24 protein-coding genes are annotated in these 23,281 nt (G+C 72.5%); 21 read left to right on the plus strand and 3 right to left on the minus strand.

The window, feature by feature from the left end; translation table 11 throughout:
* The first annotated feature begins 2 nt into the window (after positions 1 to 2).
* From ACZ47G_RS35105 to ACZ47G_RS35175, 15 genes are all read left to right on the plus strand, one after another.
* Positions 3 to 242, plus strand: a complete 240-nt coding sequence (locus tag ACZ47G_RS35105) for an RNA-binding protein (protein ID WP_030056773.1) — start codon at positions 3 to 5, stop codon at positions 240 to 242.
* A gap of 271 nt (positions 243 to 513) precedes the next feature.
* Complete coding sequence (rimM, locus tag ACZ47G_RS35110) at positions 514 to 1,074, plus strand: ribosome maturation factor RimM (protein ID WP_380453369.1); 561 nt, start codon at positions 514 to 516, stop codon at positions 1,072 to 1,074.
* Positions 1,075 to 1,202: 128 nt separating this feature from the next.
* Positions 1,203 to 2,021 carry a tRNA (guanosine(37)-N1)-methyltransferase TrmD gene (trmD, locus tag ACZ47G_RS35115; protein ID WP_380453474.1) on the plus strand — a complete coding sequence of 273 codons (819 nt, stop codon included), beginning with the start codon at positions 1,203 to 1,205 and terminating at the stop codon, positions 2,019 to 2,021.
* Between the two features lie 154 nt (positions 2,022 to 2,175).
* A complete protein-coding gene (gene rplS / locus ACZ47G_RS35120; protein WP_030243502.1) occupies positions 2,176 to 2,526 on the plus strand; it encodes a 50S ribosomal protein L19 in 351 nt (116 codons plus the stop codon).
* Positions 2,527 to 2,972: 446 nt separating this feature from the next.
* Positions 2,973 to 3,620: a signal peptidase I gene (gene lepB, locus ACZ47G_RS35125; RefSeq protein ID WP_465749791.1), complete on the plus strand. Its 648-nt coding sequence runs from the start codon at positions 2,973 to 2,975 to the stop codon at positions 3,618 to 3,620.
* Positions 3,604 to 4,545 carry a signal peptidase I gene (gene lepB / locus ACZ47G_RS35130; RefSeq protein WP_465749793.1) on the plus strand — a complete coding sequence of 314 codons (942 nt, stop codon included), beginning with the start codon at positions 3,604 to 3,606 and terminating at the stop codon, positions 4,543 to 4,545. The genes lepB (ACZ47G_RS35125) and lepB (ACZ47G_RS35130) overlap by 17 nt, the downstream gene beginning before the upstream one ends.
* 241 nt (positions 4,546 to 4,786) lie before the next feature.
* The gene (gene lepB, locus ACZ47G_RS35135; protein ID WP_465749795.1) at positions 4,787 to 5,803 is read left to right on the plus strand and encodes a signal peptidase I; all 1,017 of its coding nucleotides are present in this window, start codon (positions 4,787 to 4,789) and stop codon (positions 5,801 to 5,803) included.
* A gap of 145 nt (positions 5,804 to 5,948) precedes the next feature.
* A complete protein-coding gene (gene lepB / locus ACZ47G_RS35140; protein WP_465749797.1) occupies positions 5,949 to 6,704 on the plus strand; it encodes a signal peptidase I in 756 nt (251 codons plus the stop codon).
* 112 nt (positions 6,705 to 6,816) lie between these two features.
* Positions 6,817 to 7,290 (plus strand): NUDIX hydrolase, encoded by a 474-nt coding sequence (locus ACZ47G_RS35145; RefSeq protein WP_465749799.1) that lies wholly within the window; start codon positions 6,817 to 6,819, stop codon positions 7,288 to 7,290.
* A 55-nt stretch (positions 7,291 to 7,345) separates the two neighbouring features.
* Positions 7,346 to 7,672, plus strand: a complete 327-nt coding sequence (locus tag ACZ47G_RS35150) for a DUF2469 domain-containing protein (RefSeq protein ID WP_030056781.1) — start codon at positions 7,346 to 7,348, stop codon at positions 7,670 to 7,672.
* A gap of 168 nt (positions 7,673 to 7,840) precedes the next feature.
* A complete protein-coding gene (locus ACZ47G_RS35155; protein WP_465749801.1) occupies positions 7,841 to 8,344 on the plus strand; it encodes a YraN family protein in 504 nt (167 codons plus the stop codon).
* A gap of 1 nt (position 8,345) precedes the next feature.
* Complete coding sequence (locus ACZ47G_RS35160) at positions 8,346 to 10,055, plus strand: YifB family Mg chelatase-like AAA ATPase (protein WP_465749803.1); 1,710 nt, start codon at positions 8,346 to 8,348, stop codon at positions 10,053 to 10,055.
* The gene (dprA, locus tag ACZ47G_RS35165) at positions 10,052 to 11,263 is read left to right on the plus strand and encodes a DNA-processing protein DprA (RefSeq protein ID WP_465749805.1); all 1,212 of its coding nucleotides are present in this window, start codon (positions 10,052 to 10,054) and stop codon (positions 11,261 to 11,263) included. The genes ACZ47G_RS35160 and dprA overlap by 4 nt, the downstream gene beginning before the upstream one ends.
* A gap of 636 nt (positions 11,264 to 11,899) precedes the next feature.
* Positions 11,900 to 12,706 carry an RNA polymerase sigma factor WhiG gene (gene whiG / locus ACZ47G_RS35170; protein WP_465749807.1) on the plus strand — a complete coding sequence of 269 codons (807 nt, stop codon included), beginning with the start codon at positions 11,900 to 11,902 and terminating at the stop codon, positions 12,704 to 12,706.
* 114 nt (positions 12,707 to 12,820) lie between these two features.
* Positions 12,821 to 13,405 (plus strand): TetR/AcrR family transcriptional regulator, encoded by a 585-nt coding sequence (locus tag ACZ47G_RS35175; RefSeq protein WP_465749848.1) that lies wholly within the window; start codon positions 12,821 to 12,823, stop codon positions 13,403 to 13,405.
* Between the two features lie 61 nt (positions 13,406 to 13,466).
* Here the strand turns inward: ACZ47G_RS35175 and ACZ47G_RS35180 are convergent, their stop codons facing one another.
* On the minus strand, positions 13,467 to 13,841 hold the full coding sequence (locus tag ACZ47G_RS35180) for a peptidoglycan DD-metalloendopeptidase family protein (protein ID WP_465749809.1): 375 nt from the start codon (positions 13,839 to 13,841) through the stop codon (positions 13,467 to 13,469).
* A gap of 989 nt (positions 13,842 to 14,830) precedes the next feature.
* Here ACZ47G_RS35180 and rpsB point away from each other — a divergent pair.
* The 6 genes from rpsB to rlmN all read left to right on the plus strand — a co-directional run bounded on the left by rpsB (position 14,831) and on the right by rlmN (position 21,224).
* Positions 14,831 to 15,730 carry a 30S ribosomal protein S2 gene (gene rpsB, locus ACZ47G_RS35185; protein WP_465749811.1) on the plus strand — a complete coding sequence of 300 codons (900 nt, stop codon included), beginning with the start codon at positions 14,831 to 14,833 and terminating at the stop codon, positions 15,728 to 15,730.
* Between the two features lie 129 nt (positions 15,731 to 15,859).
* Positions 15,860 to 16,699, plus strand: a complete 840-nt coding sequence (tsf, locus tag ACZ47G_RS35190; protein WP_380453351.1) for a translation elongation factor Ts — start codon at positions 15,860 to 15,862, stop codon at positions 16,697 to 16,699.
* Positions 16,700 to 16,961: 262 nt separating this feature from the next.
* A complete protein-coding gene (gene pyrH / locus ACZ47G_RS35195) occupies positions 16,962 to 17,726 on the plus strand; it encodes a UMP kinase (protein ID WP_030056790.1) in 765 nt (254 codons plus the stop codon).
* A 96-nt stretch (positions 17,727 to 17,822) separates the two neighbouring features.
* The gene (gene frr, locus ACZ47G_RS35200; protein ID WP_380417258.1) at positions 17,823 to 18,380 is read left to right on the plus strand and encodes a ribosome recycling factor; all 558 of its coding nucleotides are present in this window, start codon (positions 17,823 to 17,825) and stop codon (positions 18,378 to 18,380) included.
* A gap of 341 nt (positions 18,381 to 18,721) precedes the next feature.
* Positions 18,722 to 20,050, plus strand: coding sequence for a phosphatidate cytidylyltransferase (locus tag ACZ47G_RS35205; RefSeq protein WP_465749813.1), 1,329 nt, complete (start codon positions 18,722 to 18,724; stop codon positions 20,048 to 20,050).
* 73 nt (positions 20,051 to 20,123) lie between these two features.
* Positions 20,124 to 21,224 (plus strand): dual-specificity RNA methyltransferase RlmN, encoded by a 1,101-nt coding sequence (gene rlmN, locus ACZ47G_RS35210; protein ID WP_465749815.1) that lies wholly within the window; start codon positions 20,124 to 20,126, stop codon positions 21,222 to 21,224.
* Between the two features lie 16 nt (positions 21,225 to 21,240).
* Here the strand turns inward: rlmN and ACZ47G_RS35215 are convergent, their stop codons facing one another.
* The gene (locus tag ACZ47G_RS35215) at positions 21,241 to 22,392 is read right to left on the minus strand and encodes a hypothetical protein (protein WP_465749817.1); all 1,152 of its coding nucleotides are present in this window, start codon (positions 22,390 to 22,392) and stop codon (positions 21,241 to 21,243) included.
* A 27-nt stretch (positions 22,393 to 22,419) separates the two neighbouring features.
* Positions 22,420 to 23,175, minus strand: coding sequence for an ABC transporter ATP-binding protein (locus ACZ47G_RS35220; protein WP_465749819.1), 756 nt, complete (start codon positions 23,173 to 23,175; stop codon positions 22,420 to 22,422).
* Positions 23,176 to 23,281: the final 106 nt, after the last annotated feature.

The raw sequence follows: 23,281 nt of genomic DNA on the forward strand, positions 1-23,281 counted from the left end.
GCGTGATCGAGGACGCCCTCGACCATTTGGTAAAGGGCATCGTCGAGCACCCCGACGAGGTGCAGGTGCGTTCGCGCAACCTGCGTCGGGGCAACACCATCGAGGTGCGGGTGCACCCCGATGATCTCGGCAAGGTGATCGGCCGGGGCGGCCGCACGGCGCGTGCACTGCGCACCGTGGTCGGCGCCCTCGGCGGTCGCAACGTCCGGGTCGACCTGGTCGACGTGGACAACATTCGCTGACGCAGCTGCTCGTTCAGCCGTCGGGCTTGAGGCCGACCGGGACGCATGTCGTCCCGGTCGGCCTTTTTTCGCATCCGCGGCCCGGTCGGCCGGCTGGTCGGCTGGTCGCCTGGCGGGTTGGTCGGCTTCTGCGGGTCTTCGCCGGCCTTTGTGGGTCCTCGCGGACCTTCGCCGGGCGGCTCCAGGCGCCTTCGTCGCATCCGTCTCAGCTCATCTGTCCCTGCTCATCTGTCTCTGCCTCTCGCTCAGCAACTCCAGGAGAACGATCACCGTGCAGCTCGTCGTCGGCAAGATCGGCCGCGCCCACGGCATCAGGGGGGACGTCAGTGTCGAGGTCCGCACCGACGAGCCGGAACTCCGGCTCGGCCCCGGTGCCGTCCTGCTCACCGACCCGGCCTCGGCCGGGCCCCTGACCATCGAGTCCGGCCGGGTGCACAGCGGCCGGCTGCTGCTGCGCTTCGCCGGCGTCAAGGACCGCAACGCCGCCGAGGCACTGCGCGGCACCCTGCTCATCTCCGAGGTCGACCCGGAGGAGCGTCCGGACGACCCGGAGGAGTACTACGACCACCAGCTGATCGGCCTCGACGTGGTGCTGCTCGACGGCACCCGGGTCGGCGAGCTGACCGAGGTCGTCCACCTGCCGTACCAGGACCTGCTCATGGTGGAGAAGGCCGACGGCACCGAGGTGATGGTGCCCTTCGTCACCCAGATCGTGCCGACCATCGACCTGGAGAACCAGCGGGCCGTGATCACCCCGCCGCCCGGGCTGATCGACCCCGAGGAGGCCGAGGTCGCCCGCGGCGCCTCGGAGGAGCCGGAGGAGTCGGAGTGAGCGCCGAGCAGGCTTCCGGGGACGCCGTCCTCCGGGATGCGGATGTCCACGGTGTCGACGGTGTCCAGGGCGTCCAGAGTGTCCAGGGCGTCCAGGGCGTCCAGGGCGTCGAGGGCGTCCGGTCCGGGATGCGGATCGATGTCGTCTCGATCTTCCCCGAGTACCTGGAACCGCTGAACATCTCGCTGGTCGGCAAGGCCCGGGCCCGTGGCCAGCTCGACGTGCACCTCCACGACCTGCGGGAATGGACCCACGACGTGCACCGCACCGTGGACGACAGCCCGTACGGCGGCGGCCCCGGCATGGTGATGAAGCCCGAGCCGTGGGGCGAGGCGCTGGACGCGGTGGTGGCCGGCGGTCCTGCGGGCGAGGTGCCCACGCTGGTCGTGCCGACCCCGAGCGGGCGTCCGTTCACCCAGGAGCTGGCCCAGGAACTGGCGGGCCGCCCCTGGCTGGCGTTCACCCCCGCGCGGTACGAGGGCATCGACCGCCGGGTCATCGAGGAGGCCGCCACCCGCATGCCGGTGGTCGAGGCCTCGATCGGCGACTACGTGCTGGCCGGCGGCGAGGTCGCGGTGCTGGTGATGGTCGAGGCCATCGCCCGGCTGCTGCCCGGCGTGCTCGGCAACGCCGAGTCCCACCGGGACGACTCCTTCGCCCCCGGCGCGATGGCCGACCTGCTTGAGGGCCCGGTCTACACCAAGCCCGCCGAGTGGCGCGGCCGGACCGTACCGGACGTGCTGCTCAGCGGAAACCACGGCAAGATCGCCCGCTGGCGGCGGGAGCAGGCCTTCGCCCGCACCCTGGCCAACCGGCCCGACCTGGTCGGGCGCTGGCAGAACGGCGCCTTCGACAAGAAGGACCGGGCGGCGCTCAGCGTCCTGGGCCTGGCCTGGGACGAGGAGCTGGGCCGATTTCGGTCCGCAGCCGGTGATGTGGAAGAATAGGCCGCTGCTGTCTGTCGCTGGTTCCCTTCCGTAGGGAGCACGTGGACCGGCGCCCTCGCCACGGGGGGATCGCCGCCAGCCGATGCGGCCCGCAGCTCACCCCATTGTGACGAACTTCCGTGGGCGGCCCGTGGCGCCTGCGATGGAGAGCAACATGAGCAACAAGCTCGCTGCTGTCGACGCGGCCTCGCTGCGCACCGACATCCCGGCCTTCCGCGCCGGTGACACCCTGAAGGTTCACGTCCGGGTCATCGAGGGCAACCGCTCCCGTGTCCAGGTCTTCCAGGGCGTCGTCATCCGTCGCCACGGCGCCGGCGTCGGTGAGACCTTCACCGTTCGCAAGGTCAGCTTCAACGTCGGCGTGGAGCGCACCTTCCCGGTGCACACCCCGGTCGTCGAGAAGATCGAGGTCGTGACCCGCGGTGCGGTTCGCCGCGCCAAGCTGTACTACCTGCGTGACCTCCGCGGCAAGGCCGCGAAGATCAAGGAGAAGCGCGACCGCTGATCCACGGACCCCCGGCCGCGCCGGGGGACCGGATCGCTCCGAGGGGCCGGGCTGCCGCAAGGTAAGCTCAGCGCCCGATGAGCACGCACGAACCACTCGCGGACCGCGACGGCAGTCCCGCACCCACCGGTGCGGACTCGCTGTCGCGGTCCGCAGTCGTTTCCGGGCCGGGAGCGGGGCCCGGGGCGGCGCCGGGGCCCGGGTTGGGGTTGGGGTCGGGGTCGGGGGCGGGGGCAGGGTCGTCCGCGGAGACGGGCGGAGGCCGGGGCGACGTCGAGAGCAGCGGCCAGAACCCTGACCACGATCGGGCCGAGACGGCGAACGAGGACGCGGACGCAAGCGCAGAAGCGGTCGGTGGTACGGCCGGTGGTGCGGCCGACGACGAGGATGGGGACGAGGCCGACGACGAGGCGCCCGGGCGGTCGCGTTCGCGGGACCTGCTGCTGTTGGCCGGGATCTGCCTGGCGGCACTGCTCCTGGTGAACGCCTTCGTGGCCCGTCCGTTCACGGTGCCATCCGGCTCGATGGAGAACACCCTGCGGCCCGGCGACCGGTTGATCGCCAACCAGCTCGCCTACGCCTTCGGTGGTCACCCCCAGCGGGGCGACGTCGTGGTCTTCGACGGGACGGGATCCTTCCTCCCCGAGTCGGCCGAGCCGCCGGGGTTCTGGGACAGCCTGCGCTCGGCCGGCCGGGACCTCGGGCTGGTCCCGGCCGGGGACACGGTCTACGTCAAGCGCGTGGTCGGTGTCGCCGGGGACCGGGTGCGGAGCACCGGCCCGGGTGCGCCGCTCACCGTCAACGGCGTGCCGGTGGACGAGACCGCCTACCTGGACCCGGGCGACCAGCCGTCCGACGTACCCTTCGACATCCTGGTGCCGCGCGGCAAGCTGTTCGTGCTGGGCGACCACCGCAGCGCCTCCCGGGACTCGCGCGACCACCTCGGTGAGCCCGGTGGGGGCTTCGTGCCCGAGGACAAGGTGATCGGCCGGGCCGACTGGGTGGTCTACCCGTTCTCGCGCCTGACCGGCCTGGACCGGCCCGCGGCCTTCGCCGCGATTGCGGGGACGGGTGGTCATGGGGAGCAGGGGTAGGGGGCGGGTCGCCGACCACCCGGCCCCGGAGCAGGGCAGCGGCGAGGCGGACCACGCCGGCGCCGGCCCCGCTGTACCGGTCCGCGGCCGCGCCGAGCGCCGCCGTAGCGCCCGCCGCGCGGCGCGTCGACGCAAGCGCTCGCTGCTGCGCGAGTTCCCGCTGATCATCCTGGTGGCACTGCTGGTGGCGCTGGTGATGAAGACCTGCCTGATCCAGGTGTTCGTGATCCCCTCGGGCTCGATGGAGCAGACCATCCAGGTCGGGGACCGGGTGCTGGTGGACAAGTTGACCCCCTGGTTCGGCAGCGAGCCGCAGCGCGGCGACGTGGTGGTGTTCAAGGACCCGGGCGGCTGGCTGGAGGGCGATCGCAAGCCGTCCGACGACGGGCCGGTACTGGGCCCGGCCAAGCAAGTGCTGACCTTCGTCGGACTGTTGCCGTCCGACAACGAGCAGGACCTGATCAAGCGCGTGATCGGTGTCGGCGGGGACACCGTCCAGTGCTGCGACGAGCAGGGGCGGCTCAGCGTCAACGGTCACCCGGTGGAGGAGCCGTACCTCGCGGCCGGCAACCCGCCGTCCCGGCAGCCGTTCAAGGTGACGGTGCCGAAGGGGCGGCTGTGGGTGATGGGGGACCACCGCGACGTCTCCGCCGACTCCCGCTTCCACATGGGCAATCCGGGACAGGGCACCGTCCCGCTGACCGATGTGGTCGGTCGCGCGTTCGTGATCGCCTGGCCGCTGGGCCGCTTCCATCAACTCGATGAACCGGGTTCACTCTCCTCTCTTTCCGCGGCCCCGCAGGTCGCCAGAACTACGCCGGAATCGATGGCCGTTGGGCCGGTTCCCATGGAACCTCCGCTCGTTATGGGTGTGTTGGGCATCCTTCCGCTCGTCGTTCGCCGGTTGAGGCGGCCTCCCGAGTGAGCCGCTACGGCCGTTGAACGGGCCAGCGGGGCGTGTGGAACCGTGAGCCGGATGCCTTGGAGTGATAGAGAAGTGCAGGTGCGGCCGGGAGCGGTCCCGGCCGTCCGCCAGGCGGTGTTGGTGTCAGGGGAGCTCGCTGTGGGCAATCCTGATGCGTTCATGGTCGTGGTGAGCGTGGTGCCCGCTGTGCGGCACTTTGAGCGCGGGCGCGCGGGCGTCCGCACAGCAGGGAGGAGACATTGTGGGGGATTTGGTGATCGGTGCCCGCTCAGGCGCCGGGGAACCCGAGGGCCCGGGCGGCCGGGTGAGCCGGTCCGCCGAGTCCTCGGCGCCGTCCGCCGCGGTCGAGGACGCGGCGGCCCAGACCGCCGATGAGCACGGCACCGGGTCGGACGGCCCCGCGGAGCCCCCGCGGCCGGAGAGCGGGTCGGCGGACGGGTCGGCGGACGATTCTGATTCGGACGCGCCAGCCAAGCCGCGCAAGCAGCGCTCCTTCCTGAAGGAGCTGCCGATCCTGGTCGGCATCGCGCTGATCCTGGCGCTGGTGATCAAGACCTTCTTCGTCCAGGCCTTCTCCATTCCGTCCGAGTCGATGCAGAACACCCTGCAGGTCGGCGACCGGGTGCTGGTGGACAAGCTGACCCCCTGGTTCGGATCCGAGCCCGAGCGCGGAGACGTCGTGGTGTTCCACGACCCGGGCGGCTGGCTCAACGACGAGCCGACCCAGCAGAGCAGCAACTCCTTCGTCCGCGGCGTGCAGGACGTGCTCAGCTTCGTCGGGCTGATGCCCTCCGCCAATGAGAAGGACCTGATCAAGCGGGTCATCGCGGTCGGCGGCGACACCGTCGAGTGCAAGGACGACGGCCCGGTCAAGGTCAACGGTGTGGCGCTCAACGAGCCGTACATCTACTCGGGCAACACCCCTTGCGGGACGCAGCCCTTCGGCCCGGTGAAGGTGCCGAACGGCCGGATCTGGGTGATGGGCGACCACCGCGCGGACTCGCTCGACTCCCGCTTCCACATGGACCAGCCGGGCGGCGGCACCGTGCCGGTGGACAACGTGATCGGGCGTGCCTTCGTGGTGGCCTGGCCGGTCAGCCACTGGTCCACGCTCCCGGTGCCGGACACCTTCGACCAGAAGGGCCTGGCGGCGGCCTTGCCGGTCGCGCCCCCCGTGGCCGGTGCGGTGGGGGCCGTCGGCCTGCTTCCGCTGGTGCGTCGGGTGCGGACCCGGACGGAGCGCCGGAAGGAGTCCTGAGCTCCACCAGCTCCTCCCCGACCCTTGCGCGGGCCGTGGTACCGACGAGTAATCTGCTCGGACGTGCCACGGCCCGTCGGCGTTCGCGCCCGAGCCACCGGCGTGCCAGTGGTGTTCTCCGGTCGGCCAGAGGTGGACGGTTTCGATGAGCAGTGTCGTGGAGCAGTCGGCCGGCCACCCGGTCGAGCCCGCCCCGTCCGGCCGACGGCCCGCCGCGGTGCTGCAGGGCGTCGCGCTCGCGCTCGGGCTGCTGCTGATGATCGGCGGTTTCGCGCTCATAGCGATCGACTACCGGCCGTACAAGATCCCCACGGCCTCGATGCACCCGACGCTCCAGATCGGCGACACCGTGCTCGCCCGCAAGGTCGACGGCGGCGCCATCGGCAGGGGTGACGTGGTGGTCTTCCGGGACCAGGCCTGGGGCGGGGAGCTCATGGTCAAGCGGGTCGTCGCAGTCGGCGGCGACACCGTCGCCACCACGGCGGACGACCACCGGCTGACGGTCGACGGACAGCCCGTGGAGGAGCCGTACCTCGCGACCCAGGGCCGCCAGGGCGAGTCGTTCAGCGTGACGGTGCCGCAGGGCCGGCTGTTCCTGCTCGGCGACAACCGGGTCGGCTCGCTCGACTCCCGCACCCACCTGGAGGTCGACGGCGGGACCGTCCCGGCCACCGCGGTCGAGGCCAGGGTCGAGGCCACTCTGCTGCCCTTCGGGCGGACCGGCCTGCTGCACCGGACCACGGCCTTCGACGGTTTCGCGGGCCCGAGGGCCGCGGACCCGGGACCGCTGGAGCCGGCCGCCTACGCCAGCGTTGCGGGCGCGGCGCTGATCGTCGTGACCTCGGTGGTGGGCGGGGTGGCGGGCCTGGTGCGCCGGCTCCGCCGGGGGCGCAGCTCCTGAGCGCGGCCGTCGCAGGCCGGGCCGCTCTGCCGAACATCGCCCCGGACGGACGCGCCCGGTGGCAGGATCGGTAGCGCCACCGATGCGAACGGAAGGAGCGTGGAGCGCTGCCATGACTGCACAGCGTCGCAGGGCGGCGCGGATCCTGCTGCTGGACGGGCAGGACCGCATCCTCCTCTTCCTGGGGGTCGACCCCGCGGTCCCCGACGAGACGTGGTGGTTCACGCCCGGGGGCGGCTTGGAGCCGGGGGAGGACGTGCGGGAGGCCGCCGAGCGGGAGCTCGCGGAGGAAACCGGCTTGCGGGGTGTGGACCTGGGGCCTTTGGTGGCGTACGGCACGGTGTCGTTCTCCTTTCAGGGACAGCGTTACGAGCAGGAGCAGTGGTTCCATCTGGCCCGGACCGCGGGGACGGAACTGGACCACTCGGGCATGGGCGAGGACGAACACGCCCAGCTGCTCGTGGCGCGCTGGTGGACGGTCGAGGAACTGCGGGGGACCGCCGACACGGTTTATCCGGTCGGGCTGGCGGACTTCCTGGAGCGACTGCTGGCAGAGGGCCCGCCGGTCGAACCGGTACGGCTCTGAGCGTGGGTGCGGTGGTCCACAATGGGTGGACGTGACAAGTTGAGGGGACGCCTGGATGAGTGCCGAAGATCTCGAGAAGTACGAGACCGAGATGGAGCTCAAGCTCTACCGGGAGTACCGGGACGTCGTCGGCCTGTTCAAGTACGTGATCGAGACCGAGCGACGTTTCTACCTCACCAACGACTACGAGCTGCAGGTGCACTCGGTCCAGGGCGAGGTGTTCTTCGAGGTGTCGATGGCGGATGCGTGGGTCTGGGACATGTACCGGCCGGCCCGGTTCGTCCGCAAGGTCCGGGTGCTGACCTTCAAGGACGTGAACATCGAGGAACTCGCGAAGAGCGATCTGGAGCTGCCCTCGGACGAGTCCGGCTTCGGGAACTGACGTTGGACGACTCGGTCCCGCGCTGTCCAGCCGAATTTCGCGTGACGGGGGCTTCTCACTCCTGCGGGTGACAGGAGTCGTCTCCAGACCCGAGTTATCCACAGGCAACCGGTAATTCCCGGTTTCGGCCTGCGCGGTGGTGCAGCCTCCTCGGCGGAGGTGGTCACCATGCAGAACACCATCGTGCAGGACCAGGCCGTACCGAACACGGCCGAGAACGCGGCGGATGACCTGGCCGATCGGGACCGCAGCACCAGGACCGCGCTCGGCCGCTACGGGGAGCGGGTCGCCGCCCGTCACCTCGCGGAGGCCGGGCTCCGCATCCTCGACCGCAACTGGCGCTGCGTCGAGGGCGAGCTGGACATCGTGGCCCTCGACGGCGACACCGTCGCGGTCTGCGAGGTGAAGACCCGCTCCGAGCGCGGCTTCCAGCAGCCCAGCGAGGCCATCGACCGGGCCAAGGCGGCCCGGCTGCAGCGGCTGGCGGAGCGCTGGCTGGCCGAACGCTGGCCCGGCCACTTCGCCCGGCTGGCCGGGCCCGGGTACGACCCCGGGCCGTCCGATCCGCAGTGGCCGCCCGCCCCACCGGGCGGGGTGCGGATCGACTTGGTCGCCGTGGTCAACCGGGCGCGGGGTGCGGCCCTGGTCGACCACCTGCGGGGGGTGGTCTGAGATGGCCTTCGCCCGTACCTGTTCCGTCGCGCTGGTCGGGGTCGACGGAGTGATCGTCGAGGTCCAGGCCGATCTGGAGCCCGGGGTGGCCGCGTTCACCCTGGTCGGCCTGCCCGACAAGGCACTCACCGAGGCCCGGGACCGGGTCCGCGCAGCGGTCTGCAACAGCGGGGAGGCCTGGCCCCAGCGCAAGCTGACCGTCGGGCTCAGCCCCGCCTCGGTGCCCAAGAGCGGCAGCGGCTTCGACCTCGCGGTAGCCTGCGCCGTGCTGGCCGCCGCCGAACGGCTCGACCCGTCCTCCATCGCCGACCTGCTGCTGATCGGCGAGCTGGGGCTGGACGGCCGGGTGCGGCCGGTCCGCGGGGTGCTGCCGTCGGTGCTGGCCGCCGCCGATGCCGGATACGAACGGGTCGTGGTCGCCGAGCAGACGGCGCCCGAAGCCTCGCTCGTCCCGGGGGTGACGGTGCTCGGGGTCCGCAGCCTGCGCCAGCTGGTCGCCGTCCTGACCGGGGTGACGCCGCCGGAGGAGCCGCCAGACCCGATCAGTGGCAGACCGGATCCGCTGATGGCCGGCCTGATGCTTCCCAGCGCGAGCGTTCGGGGCCTGTCCGACGACCGCGCGGCGCGTTTCGACATGGCTGACGTGGCCGGTCAGTACGAGGCCCGGCGAGCCCTGGAGATCGCCGCGGCCGGAGGGCACCACCTCTACCTCAAGGGGCCTCCGGGCGCCGGCAAGACGATGCTGGCGGAGCGGCTGCCCGCGCTTCTCCCGCCGCTGACCCAGAAGGAGTCGCTGGAGGTCACCGCCGTCCACTCGGTGGCGGGCCTGCTCCCGGCCGGGCGTCCGCTGATCGACACCGCGCCCTACTGCGCCCCGCACCACTCCACCACGATGCCCGCGATCGTGGGCGGCGGCAGCGGTCTGCCGAGACCGGGGGCGGTGTCCCTGGCCCACCGGGGAGTGCTCTTCCTCGACGAGGCGCCGGAGTTCCCGGTACGGGTGCTCGACGCGCTGCGCCAGCCGCTGGAGTCGGGCGAGGTGGTGATCGCCCGATCGGCCGGCTCGCTCCGGCTCCCGGCCCGATTCCTCCTCTGCCTGGCCGCCAACCCCTGCCCGTGCGGCCGGTACTCGCGGCGGGGCGAGGGCTGTGAGTGCACCCCGGCCATGGTCAGCCGGTACCAGGGGCGGCTCTCCGGTCCGCTGCTGGACCGGGTCGACCTCCAGGTCCAGGTCGCCCCGGTGACCAGGATCGAGCTGATGGAGCGGGACACCACGGCCGAGAACACCGAGACCGTCGCGGCCCGGGTGCTGGCCGCGCGGGAGCGGGCTGCGGTCCGGCTGGCGCACACCCCGTGGCGGACCAACGCGGAGGTGCCGGGCCATGAGCTGCGGACCCGGTGGCAGCTCGGGTCCGGTGCGCTCAACGACGTCGCCCGTCAGCTGGAGCGCGGGCTGCTGACCGCGCGCGGTCTGGACCGGGTGCTCCGGGTCGCCTGGACGGTCGCCGACCTGGCCGGCCGCGACCGGCCGGACCAGCGGGACGTGCGCACCGCCCTGGTCCTGCGCACCGGGGTCGAGCAAGGGCTCCCGCTGCTCGAACGCGGATACGGCCGGGCCGGAATCATCCCGGCACAGCGCAGGACCGGCCCGGAGGACGACTGGCCCGACCCGCCGGAGAAGCCCCCGGCGGACGAGGAGGAGGCGGCATGAACCAGCTGTTGGGGCACCCTCAAGCGGCCCAAGCACCCCGGGCAGACCAAGCACGCCGGGCGGCCGAGGCCGGCCCGCCGACCGGACTCGAACCGGAGCGGCTCGCCCGGGCTCTGCTCAACCGGCTCAGCGAACCGGGCGACGCGGTGGTCGGCCGCTGGCTCGGCCAGCTCCCCGCCGTGGAGGTGGTCCGGGCGATCCGGGAGGGCGACGTTCCCGACCACCCCGGGCTGGACTCCGCCCGGCTGGCCGCCTACCAGTCACGGCTCCCGGGGCTCGACCCGGCGACCGACCTGAAACGGGTACGGGACATCGGCGGGCGGTTCATCATTCCGGGGGACACGGAATGGCCCAGTCAACTGGACGACCTGCGTGACGGACGCCCGATCGGGCTGTGGACCACCGGCACGGGTTCACTGCGGCTGCTCGCCCTCCGCTCGGTGGCCGTGGTGGGATCGCGGGCCTGCACGGCCTACGGCGCCCATGTCGCGGGCGAGCTCTCGGCCCAACTGGCCGAGCGCGGCTGGGTCGTGGTGTCCGGCGCCGCGTACGGGATCGACGCCGCGGCCCACCGGGGGGCGCTGGCCGTCGGCGGGATGACCGTCGCCGTGCTGGCCTGCGGGGTCGACGTGGCCTACCCGAAGGGGAACGCCGAACTGATCCGGCGGATCGGCGTCCAGGGCCTGTTGGTCAGTGAACTCCCGCCCGGAGAGCACCCGAACCGCTTCCGCTTCGTGCTCCGCAACCGGGTCATCGCGGCGCTGACCCGGGGCACCGTGGTGGTCGAGGCGGCTCTGCGCAGCGGAGCCCTGAGCACGGCCAGACGGGCGCGGGACCTCAACCGCCACACCATGGGTGTCGCCGGGCCCGTCACCTCGGAGCTCTCCGCCGGGGTGCACGCCCTGATCCGCAGCGGCGGCGCCACGCTGGTCACCGACGCGGCCGAGATCACCGAACTGGTCGGGTCGATCGGGGAGGACCTCGCCCCGCAGCGCAGCGGTCCGGTCCTGCCGAGGGACTTGCTGGAGCCGGCGGTGGCCCGGGTACTGGAGGCCGTGCCGGCCACGGCGGACGGCGCTCCGGTCGAGCGACTGGCCCGCCAGTCCGGACTCCCGCCGGACGAAGTCCTGCAACGGCTCTACGAGTTGGTCTCGCTCGGCTTCGTGGAGCGGCACGGTGCGCACTGGCGAGCGGTACGGAGGAGGTGAGCGGCGGGCGGGCGAACACGGGTGCGCCCGGGGGAGGCGAGCAGGCACGGTCCGGCTGACCTGCTGATCCGGTTCTTCCGCTCGTGTGCCCGGATCCGGTGAGTGAACGCCACCGGATCGGGGGACGACCGAGTGGCGGTAGCGCTTTGCAGTGGGTCGGTGACGCTACGCTCCACATGCCTTCCCTATCAGCACATGACTCGGCAGAACGGCGCAGACCAACGTATGCCCACACACATTCCCGGACACAGAGTGACCGGTGGCGCTCGGTCCTCGGGAGGGCCGCGGACCGAGCGGCGCACCGTGACCGAGTTCCCGCCCAAGTCGGCGGGGACGAGGGGAGGCCTGTCGCGCCAGGGCGGCCGGCCGACGGTGGTACCAGGCCAGCCTGCGGACACGACCAAGGACGCCGATCCAGCCAGGGACGCCGACACGACCGGAGGCGCTGACACGGCCCGCACCGCCGAGCAGGCCTGCACCGCCGAGCCGGCCTGCACCACCGGGGCGGTCGGCAGGGCGGTCGGCGAAGCGGACGCGCCGGGTGGTGCGGCTGTCGACCGCGCCCCCCGGTTGGCTTCGAGCGCCCCCGCTCCGGACGCCACCTCCCCACCCGTTTCCCGGCCCCGCCGGGAGCGGATGGGAACGGGGGAGGGCGCGGACGGTCGGGAGGCCGGCACCCCGGGGCGCAGTGCGCTCGAAGAGCTCTGGCGCTCGTACAAGGAGACCGGCGACCAACGACTGCGCGAGCAGCTGATCCTGCACTACTCACCACTCGTCAAGTACGTGGCGGGCCGGGTCGGGGTCGGTCTGCCCTCCAATGTCGAGCAGGCCGACTTCGTCTCCTCCGGGGTCTTCGGGCTGATCGACGCGATCGAGAAGTTCGACATCGACCGCGCCATCAAGTTCGAGACCTACGCGATCAGCCGCATCCGCGGCGCGATCATCGACGAGCTGCGCGCCCTGGACTGGATCCCCCGCTCGGTGCGCCAGAAGGCGAAGGCCGTCGAACGGACCTACGCGACACTCGAGGCCCGGCTGCGCCGGACGCCGCACGACCCCGAGGTCGCGGCCGAGATGGGCATCGCGATCGAGGACCTGCACGCGATCTTCAGCCAGCTGTCGCTCGCCAATGTGGTGGCCCTGGACGAGCTGCTGCACCCGGTGGGCGAGAGCGGCGACCGGCTGAGCCTGGTGGACACCCTGGAGGACCACGGGGCGGACGACCCGGTCGAGGTGGCCGAGGACCGCGAGCTGCGCAGACTGCTGGCCCAGGCGGTCAACACCCTCCCCGAGCGGGAGAAGACCGTGGTGACGCTCTACTACTACGAGGGACTCACCCTCGCCGAGATCGGACAGGTGCTGGGGGTGACGGAGAGCCGGGTGAGCCAGATCCACACCAAGTCGGTCCTCCAGTTGCGCGCCAAGCTCTCGGACGTCCGGTAGCGAGCCGCCGGAGCCGTCCGACGGGCCCGGCCCCCGCCCCGGATGCGCGGCGCTGTACCGGCCGCAGGTAGGGCTCCGTACAGTGGGAGCGTGCCGAAGATCCGAGCGGCCACGGTGGCCGAGCATCGCCAGCTGCAGCGGGCAGCCCTCCTGGATGCTGCCCGCAACCTGCTCACCGAAGGTGGCATGGAGGCCCTGACCTTCCCCGCGCTCGCGGCCCGCACCGGGCTGGCGCGCTCCTCCGTCTACGAGTACTTCCGCTCCCGCGCCGCCGTGGTCGAGGCGCTGTGCGAGGCGGACTTCCCGCTCTGGGCGGCCGAGATCGAAGCCGGGATGGCGAGCTGCGACACCGCCGCCGAGCGGATCGAGGCGTACGTCCGCGGTCAGCTGGCCCTGGCCGGCGACCCGAGGCACCGCGCCGTCATGGCCATCTCGGCACTGGAACTGGACGAGGCCGCACGTGAGCGCATCCGAGTGGCGCACAGCCGGCTCGCCGGTCTGGTCGTCCGGGCCCTGGAGGACCTGGGCCACGAGCAGCCCCGGCTCGCCGCGGCGTTGTTGCAGGGGGTCGTGGAGGCGGCCGTCCGCCGGGCCGAGCAGTTCGCCACCGGGGACCGGGCGGGTTGCCCGGTCGAGTCCCCCGAGGCGGTCGCCGATGGTGCCGTCGCCCTGGTGTTGCGCGGCCTCGACCGCACCTGAACCACCGTCCGGCCCGGTCGTCGAACTCTTGCCGAGCAACTGCCCCTTCCCCTGGGCCGGGTCACTCCATCCGCGCGGCCTGACCCGGCCCGGCGCGGCCCGGCCCGCTCAGTGGCAGCAGGCGTGCCCGGCCCGTGCCGAGCAGGGCCAGCGGATCGAGGTAGCGGCCGCCGCGCAGCAGCCCCCAGTGCAGGCAGTCCCGCGCGCCGCAGTGCCGCCCGTCCAGGGCGAGCTGACCGATCACCTGCCCGGCGGCCACCGCGGTGCCGACCGGGAGCTCGCCGAGGACGGGCAGGTAGGTGGTCCGCAGCGGGGGAGTCCCGGAGCCCGGATGGGTGATGGTCACCACCGGGCGCCCCGCCACCAGCCCGGAGAACGCGATCACCCCGGCGGCAGCCGCCCGTACCTCCGCGCCGGATGCGGCGGCGAGGTCCACCCCCCGGTGTCCGGCCGCCCACGGTTTCGCCGGTGGCTCGAACCGCTTCAACAACCCGCTCGGCCCGCCCACCGGCCAGGCCCGCGCCGCACCCCAGCCTGGACCGCTAGCTGGACCGCCGGCTGAACCGCCGCCGGACCCAGCGACGGGGCCACCTCCACTCGGCCCGCCGTCCGCCGAGGCTCCCGCCGCACCAGCCGAAGCTCCCGCCGCACCAGAAGCAGCAGGCGCACCGGCCACACCAGCAGCCCACCCCACCCCCGCCGGCACCCCCAACGCACTCGCAACCCCCGCCAGGGCGAGCAGCACCGCCGGCAGCGCCCCGGTGACCATCCCTCGAACCCCACGCCGTCCAGTCATGCCCGAAGGCTGGCCGCGCCCCGACTTCCACACCACCCACATCCGGATGCCTGTGGACAAACCGCCCCCGCCCCGGACCGCCGTCACCCGGACGGGTGTACGGGCGCCGCCATCCGGTGTACAAACGGCGTACGAGGACCGTTCGGCGGGCAGTGGGCCCACCAGTCGGTACCCTCCCTCCGTCCGCAGCGGCCCCGTCGCCGAAGCCGTTCCCCCGGGCTCCCGCCCGTCGGCCTCCCGGGCCGTCCACGGGCCGTCGGCAGCTCGTGGCCCGTTCATCCGCAGCCCGCCCGTAGGCCCTCGCGCGCCCGCGAAGTCGCTCGCTGCTCGGCGCTTCCCGTACACTTCACACGCGACCCGGTCCACCGGGTCGACTTCGCACGCCCCGCCACCGGTGGTCGGACGCGGTTCTTCCGCGGCCCCGCCAGGTGCGAGTGCCGCTCGGTCCGCCGAGCCCGACCGGTCCCCGGACCGAGCGGGTGGAAGCGGCTCGGCACGATCGGGGCGTCAGGCGTGGCTGTCACCTGGCCGCCACGGACAACCGAGACTGACCTGGCCGTAGGCACTTCGTCCGAGGGGAATCCCCGAGGGCCGCCACAGCCGGGCCGTAACACCTGAGGAGCACGGCAATGGCCGTCGTCACGATGCGGGAGCTGCTGGAGAGCGGCGTCCACTTCGGTCACCAGACCCGCCGCTGGAACCCGAAGATGAAGCGCTTCATCATCACCGAGCGCAACGGCATCTACATCATCGACCTGCTGCAGTCGCTGAACTACATCGACCGCGCCTTCGAGTTCATCAAGGAGACCGTTGCCCACGGCGGCAGCGTCCTCTTCGTCGGCACGAAGAAGCAGGCCCAGGAGGCCATCGCCGAGCAGGCCACCCGCGTGGGCATGCCCTACGTGAACCAGCGCTGGCTCGGCGGCATGCTGACCAACTTCTCGACCGTCTACAAGCGTCTGCAGCGCCTGAAGGAGCTCGGCGAGCTGGACTTCTCGGACGTGGCCGGCTCCGGCCTCACCAAGAAGGAGCTCCTGGTCCTCCAGCGCGAGCACGACAAGCTGGAGAAGACCCTCGGCGGTATCCGCGACATGCAGCGCGTTCCCAGCGCTGTCTGGATCGTGGACACCAAGAAGGAGCACATCGCGGTCGGCGAGGCCCGGAAGCTCAACATCCCGGTCGTCGCCATCCTCGACACCAACTGTGACCCGGACGAGGTCGACTACAAGATCCCGGGCAACGACGACGCGATCCGCTCCGTCACCCTGCTGACCCGCGTGATCGCCGACGCCGTCGCCGAGGGCCTGAAGTCCCGCGCCGGTGTCGCCAAGGCCGACACCAAGGCCGAGCCGGGCGCCGACCAGCCGCTGGCCGACTGGGAGAAGGACCTCATCGAGGGCGAGAAGAAGGCCGAGGAGGCCCCCGCCGCCGAGGCTCCGGCCGCTGAGGCCCCCGCTGCCGAGGCCCCCGCCGCCGAGGCCCCGGCCACCGAGGCTCCGGCCACCGAGGCTCCGGCCGAGCAGGCCTGACGTACCAAGGGTGAGGGGCACCCGCCGGTACGACACCGGCAGGTGCCCCTCTCTCCCGCGCCGGGACCGAACCATCGGTCCCGGCGCATCCCCACGCAGACACGCGAGACGCGAGAAGAGATTCACACCATGGCGAACTTCACCGCCGCGGACGTCAAGAAGCTCCGTGAGCTCACCGGCGCCGGCATGATGGACTGCAAGAAGGCCCTGGACGAGGCCGAGGGCAACGTCGAGAAGGCCGTCGAGCTCCTGCGCATCAAGGGCCAGAAGGGTGTTGCCAAGCGCGAGGGCCGTGACGCCTCCAACGGCGCCGTCGCCGCGCTGATCGCCGAGGACAAGAAGTCCGGCGTTCTGGTCGAGCTGAACTGCGAGACCGACTTCGTCGCCAAGGGTGACAACTTCGTCCAGGTCGCCGACGCGATCGCCGCCCACGTCGCCAAGAGCGCCCCGGCCGACCTGGACGCCGCCCTGGCTTCCGAGATCGAGGCCGGCAAGACCGTCCAGCAGTTCGTGGACGAGGCCAACGCGACCCTGGGCGAGAAGATCGTCTTCCGTCGCTTCGCCCAGTTCAACGGTGACGGCTTCGTCGCGGTCTACCTGCACAAGACCAGCCCCGACCTGCCGCCGACCGTCGGTGTCCTGGTCGAGCTGGACAAGGAGAACGCCGAGGTCGCCAAGGACGTCGCGCAGCACATCGCCGCCTTCGCGCCGAAGTACCTGTCCCGCGAGGAGATCCCGGCCGAGGCCCTCGAGAACGAGCGTCGCGTCGCCGAGGCCACCGCCCGCGAGGAGGGCAAGCCGGAGGCCGCCCTGCCGAAGATCGTCGAGGGTCGCGTCACCGGCTTCGTGAAGGAGAACTCCGTCCTGGAGCAGGCCTTCGCCAAGGACAACAAGAAGACCGTCGCCAAGGTCCTCGAGGAGGCCGGCGTCTCCCTCAAGCGCTTCGCCCGCTTCCGCGTCGGCGCCTGAGCCACGTTCCACCTGGTCCCCGGCCCCTCTAGGCTGGGAACCGCCCCCGCCCGCTGACCAGGGCGGGCGGAACGCCGAACGGGCTCACCCAGCGCCAACCGTCCATGGGCGGGCCGTGTCGGCACCATGAACGACGAGGAGGCCATTGCCGTGCAGGACACCGAACCGGTTCCCGCGGCAGTGGCCTCCTCTCGTGTACGCGCAGGCCGGGCATCCGCACGCCCAGGCCTGTGAGCCAGCAGGTGCAATAAAGGAGAAGTCCATGCAGGAGACGCAGGAGACCGCGCAGGACCCCAAGGCCGGCTCGCGCCGCCGGGTGCTGCTCAAGCTGTCCGGTGAAGCCTTCGCCGGTGGCGGCGGGCTCGGCGTCGACCCGGACGTCGTGCACGCGATCGCCCGCGAGATCGCCACGGTCGTCCGCGCCGGTACCGAGGTCGCGGTGGTCATCGGCGGCGGCAACTTCTTCCGGGGCGCCGAGCTGCAGGTCCGCGGCATGGACCGGGCCCGCTCCGACTACATGGGCATGCTCGGCACCGTCATGAACTGCCTGGCGCTGCAGGACTTCCTGGTCAAGGAAGGCATCGAGACCCGGGTCCAGACCGCCATCACCATGGGCCAGGTCGCCGAGCCGTACCTGCCGCTGCGGGCCGTCCGGCACCTGGAGAAGGGCCGTGTGGTGATCTTCGGCGCCGGTATGGGCATGCCGTACTTCTCCACCGACACCACGGCCGTCCAGCGCGCCCTGGAGATCCACGCCGACGTCCTGCTGATGGGCAAGAACGGCGTGGACGGCGTCTACGACTCCGACCCCCGGACCAACCCGGACGCGGTGAAGTTCGACGCGCTGGAGTACTCCGAGGTCATCGCGCGCGACCTCAAGGTCGCCGACCTCACCGCGATCACGCTGTGCAAGGACAACAACCTCCCGATGCTGGTCTTCGAACTGCTGGCGGAGGGCAATATCGCGCGTGCGGTGAAGAGTGAGAAGATCGGCACACTCATCAGCCAGGATTCTGTCCGGGCCTGAGCAGCAACCAGCCGTACGGGGCGGCGTCCGCCGCGACCGGCCCCGATGCCGACGCCGGTCGGGACAACAGCAGATGAACCGGACAGGGAGATCACAGTGATCGAAGAGACCCTCCTCGAGGCCGAGGAGAAGATGGAGAAGGCCGTCGTCGTCGCCAAGGACGACCTCGCGGCCATCCGCACCGGCCGGGCGCACCCGGCGATGTTCGCCAAGATCGTCGCCGAGTACTACGGTGCCGTGACGCCGATCAACCAGCTGGCCTCGTTCTCGGTGCCGGAGCCCCGGATGGCGGTCGTCTCGCCGTTCGACAAGACCGCTCTGAAGGCCATCGAGCAGGCGATCCGCGACTCCGACCTGGGCGTCAACCCGTCGAACGACGGCTCGATCATCCGGGTGGTGCTGCCGGAGCTGACCGAGGAGCGCCGCCGCGAGTTCATCAAGATCGCCCGTACCAAGGGCGAGGACGCCAAGGTCTCGATCCGTTCGGTGCGCCGCAAGGCCAAGGACGCCATCGACAAGCTGGTCAAGGACGGCGAGGTCGGCGAGGACGACGGCCGCCGCGCCGAGAAGGAGCTCGACGACACCACGGCCAAGTACGTGGCCCAGGTCGACGAGCTGCTGAAGCACAAGGAAGCCGAGCTGCTCGAGGTCTGATGAACGACGCCCCTGACGCCCCTGGCTACTGGGGCCCGTCCGACCAGCAGTTCCAGCCTTACCGCCCGGCGCCGCAGCCGCAGGCACCCCGGCCGCCGGCGGGTCCGGCGCCGGGGTACGGCGAGCACCCGGCGCCGGACCGGGGCCGGTCGGCCCCCGGCCGGCCCGTTCCCGGTACGCCGGACCGGGCGCAGCCCTTTCCCGGCCACCCCGGCCACCCCGGCGACCAGGCCGCCCACCGGGGCGTGCCGGGTGCCGTCCCCGGTGACCAGGCCCTCCGTTCGGATCACTCCCAGCAGCCTCCGGTGTACTGGGGCGGCGACGCGGAGGAGACTCAGGTCATGCCTCCCGTACCGGCCGATCCCGGCCCGCACCCCGGCGCGCCCGACCATGGTCAGGCCCAGGCCCAGGCCCAGGCCCAGGCCCAGGCCCAGGCCCCGTCGGCGCCGCCCGGCGGGTACCCGGCCCCCGGCCGGCACCCGGGCCCGGGTCAGCGTCCGACCCCCGGCCGGCGCGCGGCGCACGGTCGGCCGACCACGCCCGCCGCCGCCGCGCCCGCCGACCCCGGTCCGGAGCAGGCCCGGGAGCCCGGCCGGATGAGCGGCCCGCTGTTCCGGGACGAGCAGCCCGAGACGGCGCCGCCCGGAGTGACGGAGACGGTCGTGCTCCGCGCGATAACCGACGACGTCACCTCCGCCCCCGGCCACGGCGCCCCGCCGTACCCGGGGGCTCCGGTGCACCCCGCGCCGCCGCAGAGCCACTGGGCGGCGGGGCAGCCCCCCTTCGTGCCGTCGTCCCATCCAGGGCAGGAGACACCCGTGGCCGCCCAGCCCGCCCCGCAGCCGGAGCCGCGCAAGCAGCGCGGTGGCCGTAACCTCCAGGCCGCCATAGGCGTGGGAGTGGGCCTCGGCGTGGTGATCATCGCCACGCTGTTCGTGGTCAAGGCGCTGTTCCTGTTCGTCGTGATGGCCGCGGTGGCGGTCGGCAGCTGGGAGCTGACCACCCGGCTCGCCGAGCGCAAGCAGATCAAGGTGCCGCTGATCCCGCTGGTGGTGGGCGGTGTCGCGATGGTCGCCACCGGCTACTGGGCCGGCGTCGAGTGGGCCGCGGCCTCGCTCGCGCTGACCGGGCTGGCGGTGATGGTCTGGCGGATGGCCGAGCCGCCGGAGAACTACCTGCGCGACATAACGGCAGGCGTGTTCACCGCCTTCTACGTGCCGTTCCTGGCGACCTTCGTGGCGATGATGCTGGCGGCCGACGACGGCCCCCAGCGGATCGTGCTCTTCCTGATCGTCACGATCTGCAGCGACACCGGCGCCTACGCGGTGGGCTACAAGTTCGGCCGGACGAAGCTGGCCCCGACGATCAGTCCCGGCAAGACCCGCGAGGGCCTGGCCGGCGGCATCGGCCTGTCGATGCTGGCGGGTGCCCTGCTGATGCAGCTGATCATCGACGGCGGCAGCTGGTGGCAGGGCCTGATCCTGGGCGGCTGCGCCGCGGTCACCGCGACCCTGGGCGACCTGGGCGAGTCGATGATCAAGCGTGACCTCGGGATCAAGGACATGGGCACCCTGCTGCCCGGCCACGGCGGCATCATGGACCGGCTGGACTCGCTGCTGCCGACCGCCCCGGTGGTCTGGCTGCTGCTGGCGGCCTTCGTCGGGAGCTGACCCGCGGATCCGAGTACGGGCCCCGGACGCCAGGCGTCCGGGGCCCTCGCGCGTCTGCGACACTGGAACAACCATGCCTAAGCCCGGAGAACTCACCTTTGTCGCGCCGCGCGGCGCCAAGCCCCCGCGACACCTCGCCGACCTGAGCCCCGCCGAGCGCAAGGAGGCCGTCGCCGAGCTGGGCGAGCAGCCGTTCCGCGCCAAGCAGCTCTCCAACCACTACTTCGGCCGGATGTCCGCCGACCCGGCGAGCTGGACGGACATCCCCGCCGCCAGCCGGGAGAAGCTCACCGAGAGCCTGTTGCCCGAGCTGATGTCGGTGGTGCGGCACGTCTCCTGTGACGACGACACCACCCGCAAGACACTGTGGAAGCTGTTCGACGGCACGCTCGTCGAGTCGGTGCTGATGCGCTACCCGGACCGGGTCACCATGTGCATCAGTTCGCAGGCCGGCTGCGGCATGAACTGCCCGTTCTGCGCCACCGGCCAGGCGGGGCTGACCCGCAACCTGTCCACCGGCGAGATCGTCGAGCAGATCGCCGCCGGGATGCGCGCGCTGAAGGCCGGTGAGATCCCGGGCGGCGAGGCGCGGCTGTCCAACGTGGTGTTCATGGGCATGGGCGAGCCGCTGGCCAACTACAACCGGGTGCTGGCCGCGATCCGTCGGCTGACCGACCCGGCACCGGACGGCTTCGGCCTGTCCCAGCGCGGCATCACCGTCTCCACGGTCGGCCTCGTCCCGGCGATGAACCGGCTGGCCGACGAGGGTCTCAGCTGCCGGCTGGCGCTGTCGCTGCACGCCCCGGACGACGGGCTGCGCGACGAGCTGGTCCCGGTGAACACCCGGTGGAAGGTCGCCGAGGTGCTGGACGCGGCCTGGAACTACGCGGAGAAGTCCGGTCGCCGGATCTCCATCGAGTACGCGCTGATCAAGGACATCAACGACCAGGCGTGGCGCGCCGACCTGCTCGGCCGGCTGATCAAGAACCACCGGGTGCACGTCAACCTGATCCCGCTGAACCCGACCCCGGGTTCCAAGTGGACGGCCTCCCGGCCCGAGGACGAGCGCGAGTTCGTCCGCCGGCTGCAGTCGCACGGCGTGCCGACGACCGTCCGGGACACCCGCGGCCAGGAGATCGACGGCGCCTGCGGCCAGCTCGCGGCAGCCGGCTGAGGAATCCGGACAAGATCTAACGCAGACCGGCGGCCGCCAGTGCGGCGGTCGCCCCGCCGGTCAGCAGCAGCGTGGTGCCCACCGCGAGGGTGCGCAGCGCGACGGCGCCGAACAGCAGTCGGGGGGCGGCACCGAGGCGCAGCAGCGCGTCGGTGACCTCCCGCCGGTCGGTGCGCACCTCGGCGAGCCGGGCGATCACGGCGGCGGCCGCGCAGCCGAGGACCAGGCAGGCCTCGACGGCGGGCAGCGCGTCGGCGCTGTCGGGGGTGCCGATCCAGTAGCGGACGGTGGTCAGCACCAGGGCGACGACCAGGGTGAGGACGGCCAGCGGCGGGCCGAGCCGGCGGGCCTGGGCGGTGAGGCCGCGTCCGGCCAGCAGCCGCAGCGGGGTGGGCCGGCCGAGGGCGAGCAGTCGTCCGGTCCAGGCGAGCAGCGGGCCGGTGAGCAGGGCGAGGCCGAGTGCGCCGGCGGCCCAGCCGCCGAGGGCGGCGGTGCTGGTGCTGCCGAGTCCGGCGGGCAGGTGGATCGGACGGCCGTCGGCGGGGGCGCCGGGGCGCAGGGCGATGAGTTCGAGCGCGGCGCCGATGACGACCAGTCCGACCGGTACGGCGATCCGCAGCGGGCCGAAGCCGGTCCGGCCGTGGGCGCGGCCACCGGGCAGGGTCTCGGCGACGGGCACCGCGCAGCCGGCGGCGAGGCCGGCGGTGAGCGGGACCAGTGCGAGCAGGGTGACCGGAGCGGCGGCCGGCAGCGGCACGCCCATGCCGAGGTCGGGGGCGAGCGAGGGCCCGGCGATGTCGTTGCGCAGCACCAGGAAGAGCAGCAGGGTGAGCGCGCTGCCGAGGGCGCAGGCGAGGGCGACCTCGCCGGCGATCATGGCGCGGATCCGGCGGGAGCCGGCCCCGGCGGCGGTGAGGCCGGCGATCCGCTCGGGCCGCCGGGCGGGCACCGAGCGGGCGGCGACGGCGGCGAACCAGGCGACGGCGGCCAGCGGGGGCAGGCACCAGAGCAGTCGTACCAGGGCGTCGGCGCCGCCGAGCGGGTCGCTCAGCGCCCGGCCGAGGGAGCGCAGCAGGAAGGCGGCGACGACGGCGGCCGCCAGTGCGGTGAGCAGCCAGCGGCCGAGGTCGGGCACCCGGTAGCCCCGGGCCAGACGGAGGTAGAACACGTCGACTCTTTCAGCGGCTGGGCCTCGTCAGCGGCGGGTGGCCGTGACGGCGGAGGCACCGGCCGTGCCGGGGGCGGCGGGGCCGCGCGGGACGGGGGCGGCGGGTGCGGTGAGCCGTCCGTCGACGAGGGCGACGGCGCGGTCCGCGAAGCGGACGAGCTCGGGGTCGTGGGTGGCCAGGACGAGGGTGAGCTGGTGCGAGCGGGCCGCGCTGGTGAGTATCCGCAGGACCTGGTCGGCGGCCTCGCGGTGCAGCGGGGCGGTGGGGTCGTCGGCGAAGACGACGGGCGGAAGTGGGGCGAGGGCGCGGGCCACGGCGATCCGCTGGCGCTGGCTCTGGACCAGCCGGTCGGGGCGCTGCCGGGCGATCTCGCCGACGTCGAGGCGTTCCAGCCATTCGTCGGCGGCGGTGTAGGCGGCCTTGTTGCCGGCGCCGGCGAGCAGCAGCGGCAGGGCGACGTTCTCGCGGGCGGTGAGTTCGGGCACCAGGTGCGGCTCGGAGCCGACGAAGCCGAAGCGGTCGCGGCGGAGGCGTTCGCGTCCGGCCCGGCCGAGGGTGTGGACGGGGGCGCTGTTGAACCAGACCTCGCCCTCGTCGACCGGGAGCTGGGCGGAGAGGCAGCCGAGCAGGGTGCTCTTGCCGGAGCCGCGCGGACCGGTGACGGCGAGCACCTCGCCCTCGCGGACGCCGATGGAGATGCCGCGCAGGGCGGGGGTGCCGTAGTGGGACTTGACGATCCCTCGGGCCCACAGCACGTCGTTGTCAGGCGGTGCCGCTGACATGAGGTTCCATCCTGGGGGCCGCAGGGATATGACAGTCGTCAGATTAGAACGACCGGGGCCGGTCGCGGTTGCGGCGCTCTGGGCCATCACGGGCAAATCACCCGCA

This window comes from Kitasatospora sp. NPDC030952, assembly GCF_055571335.1.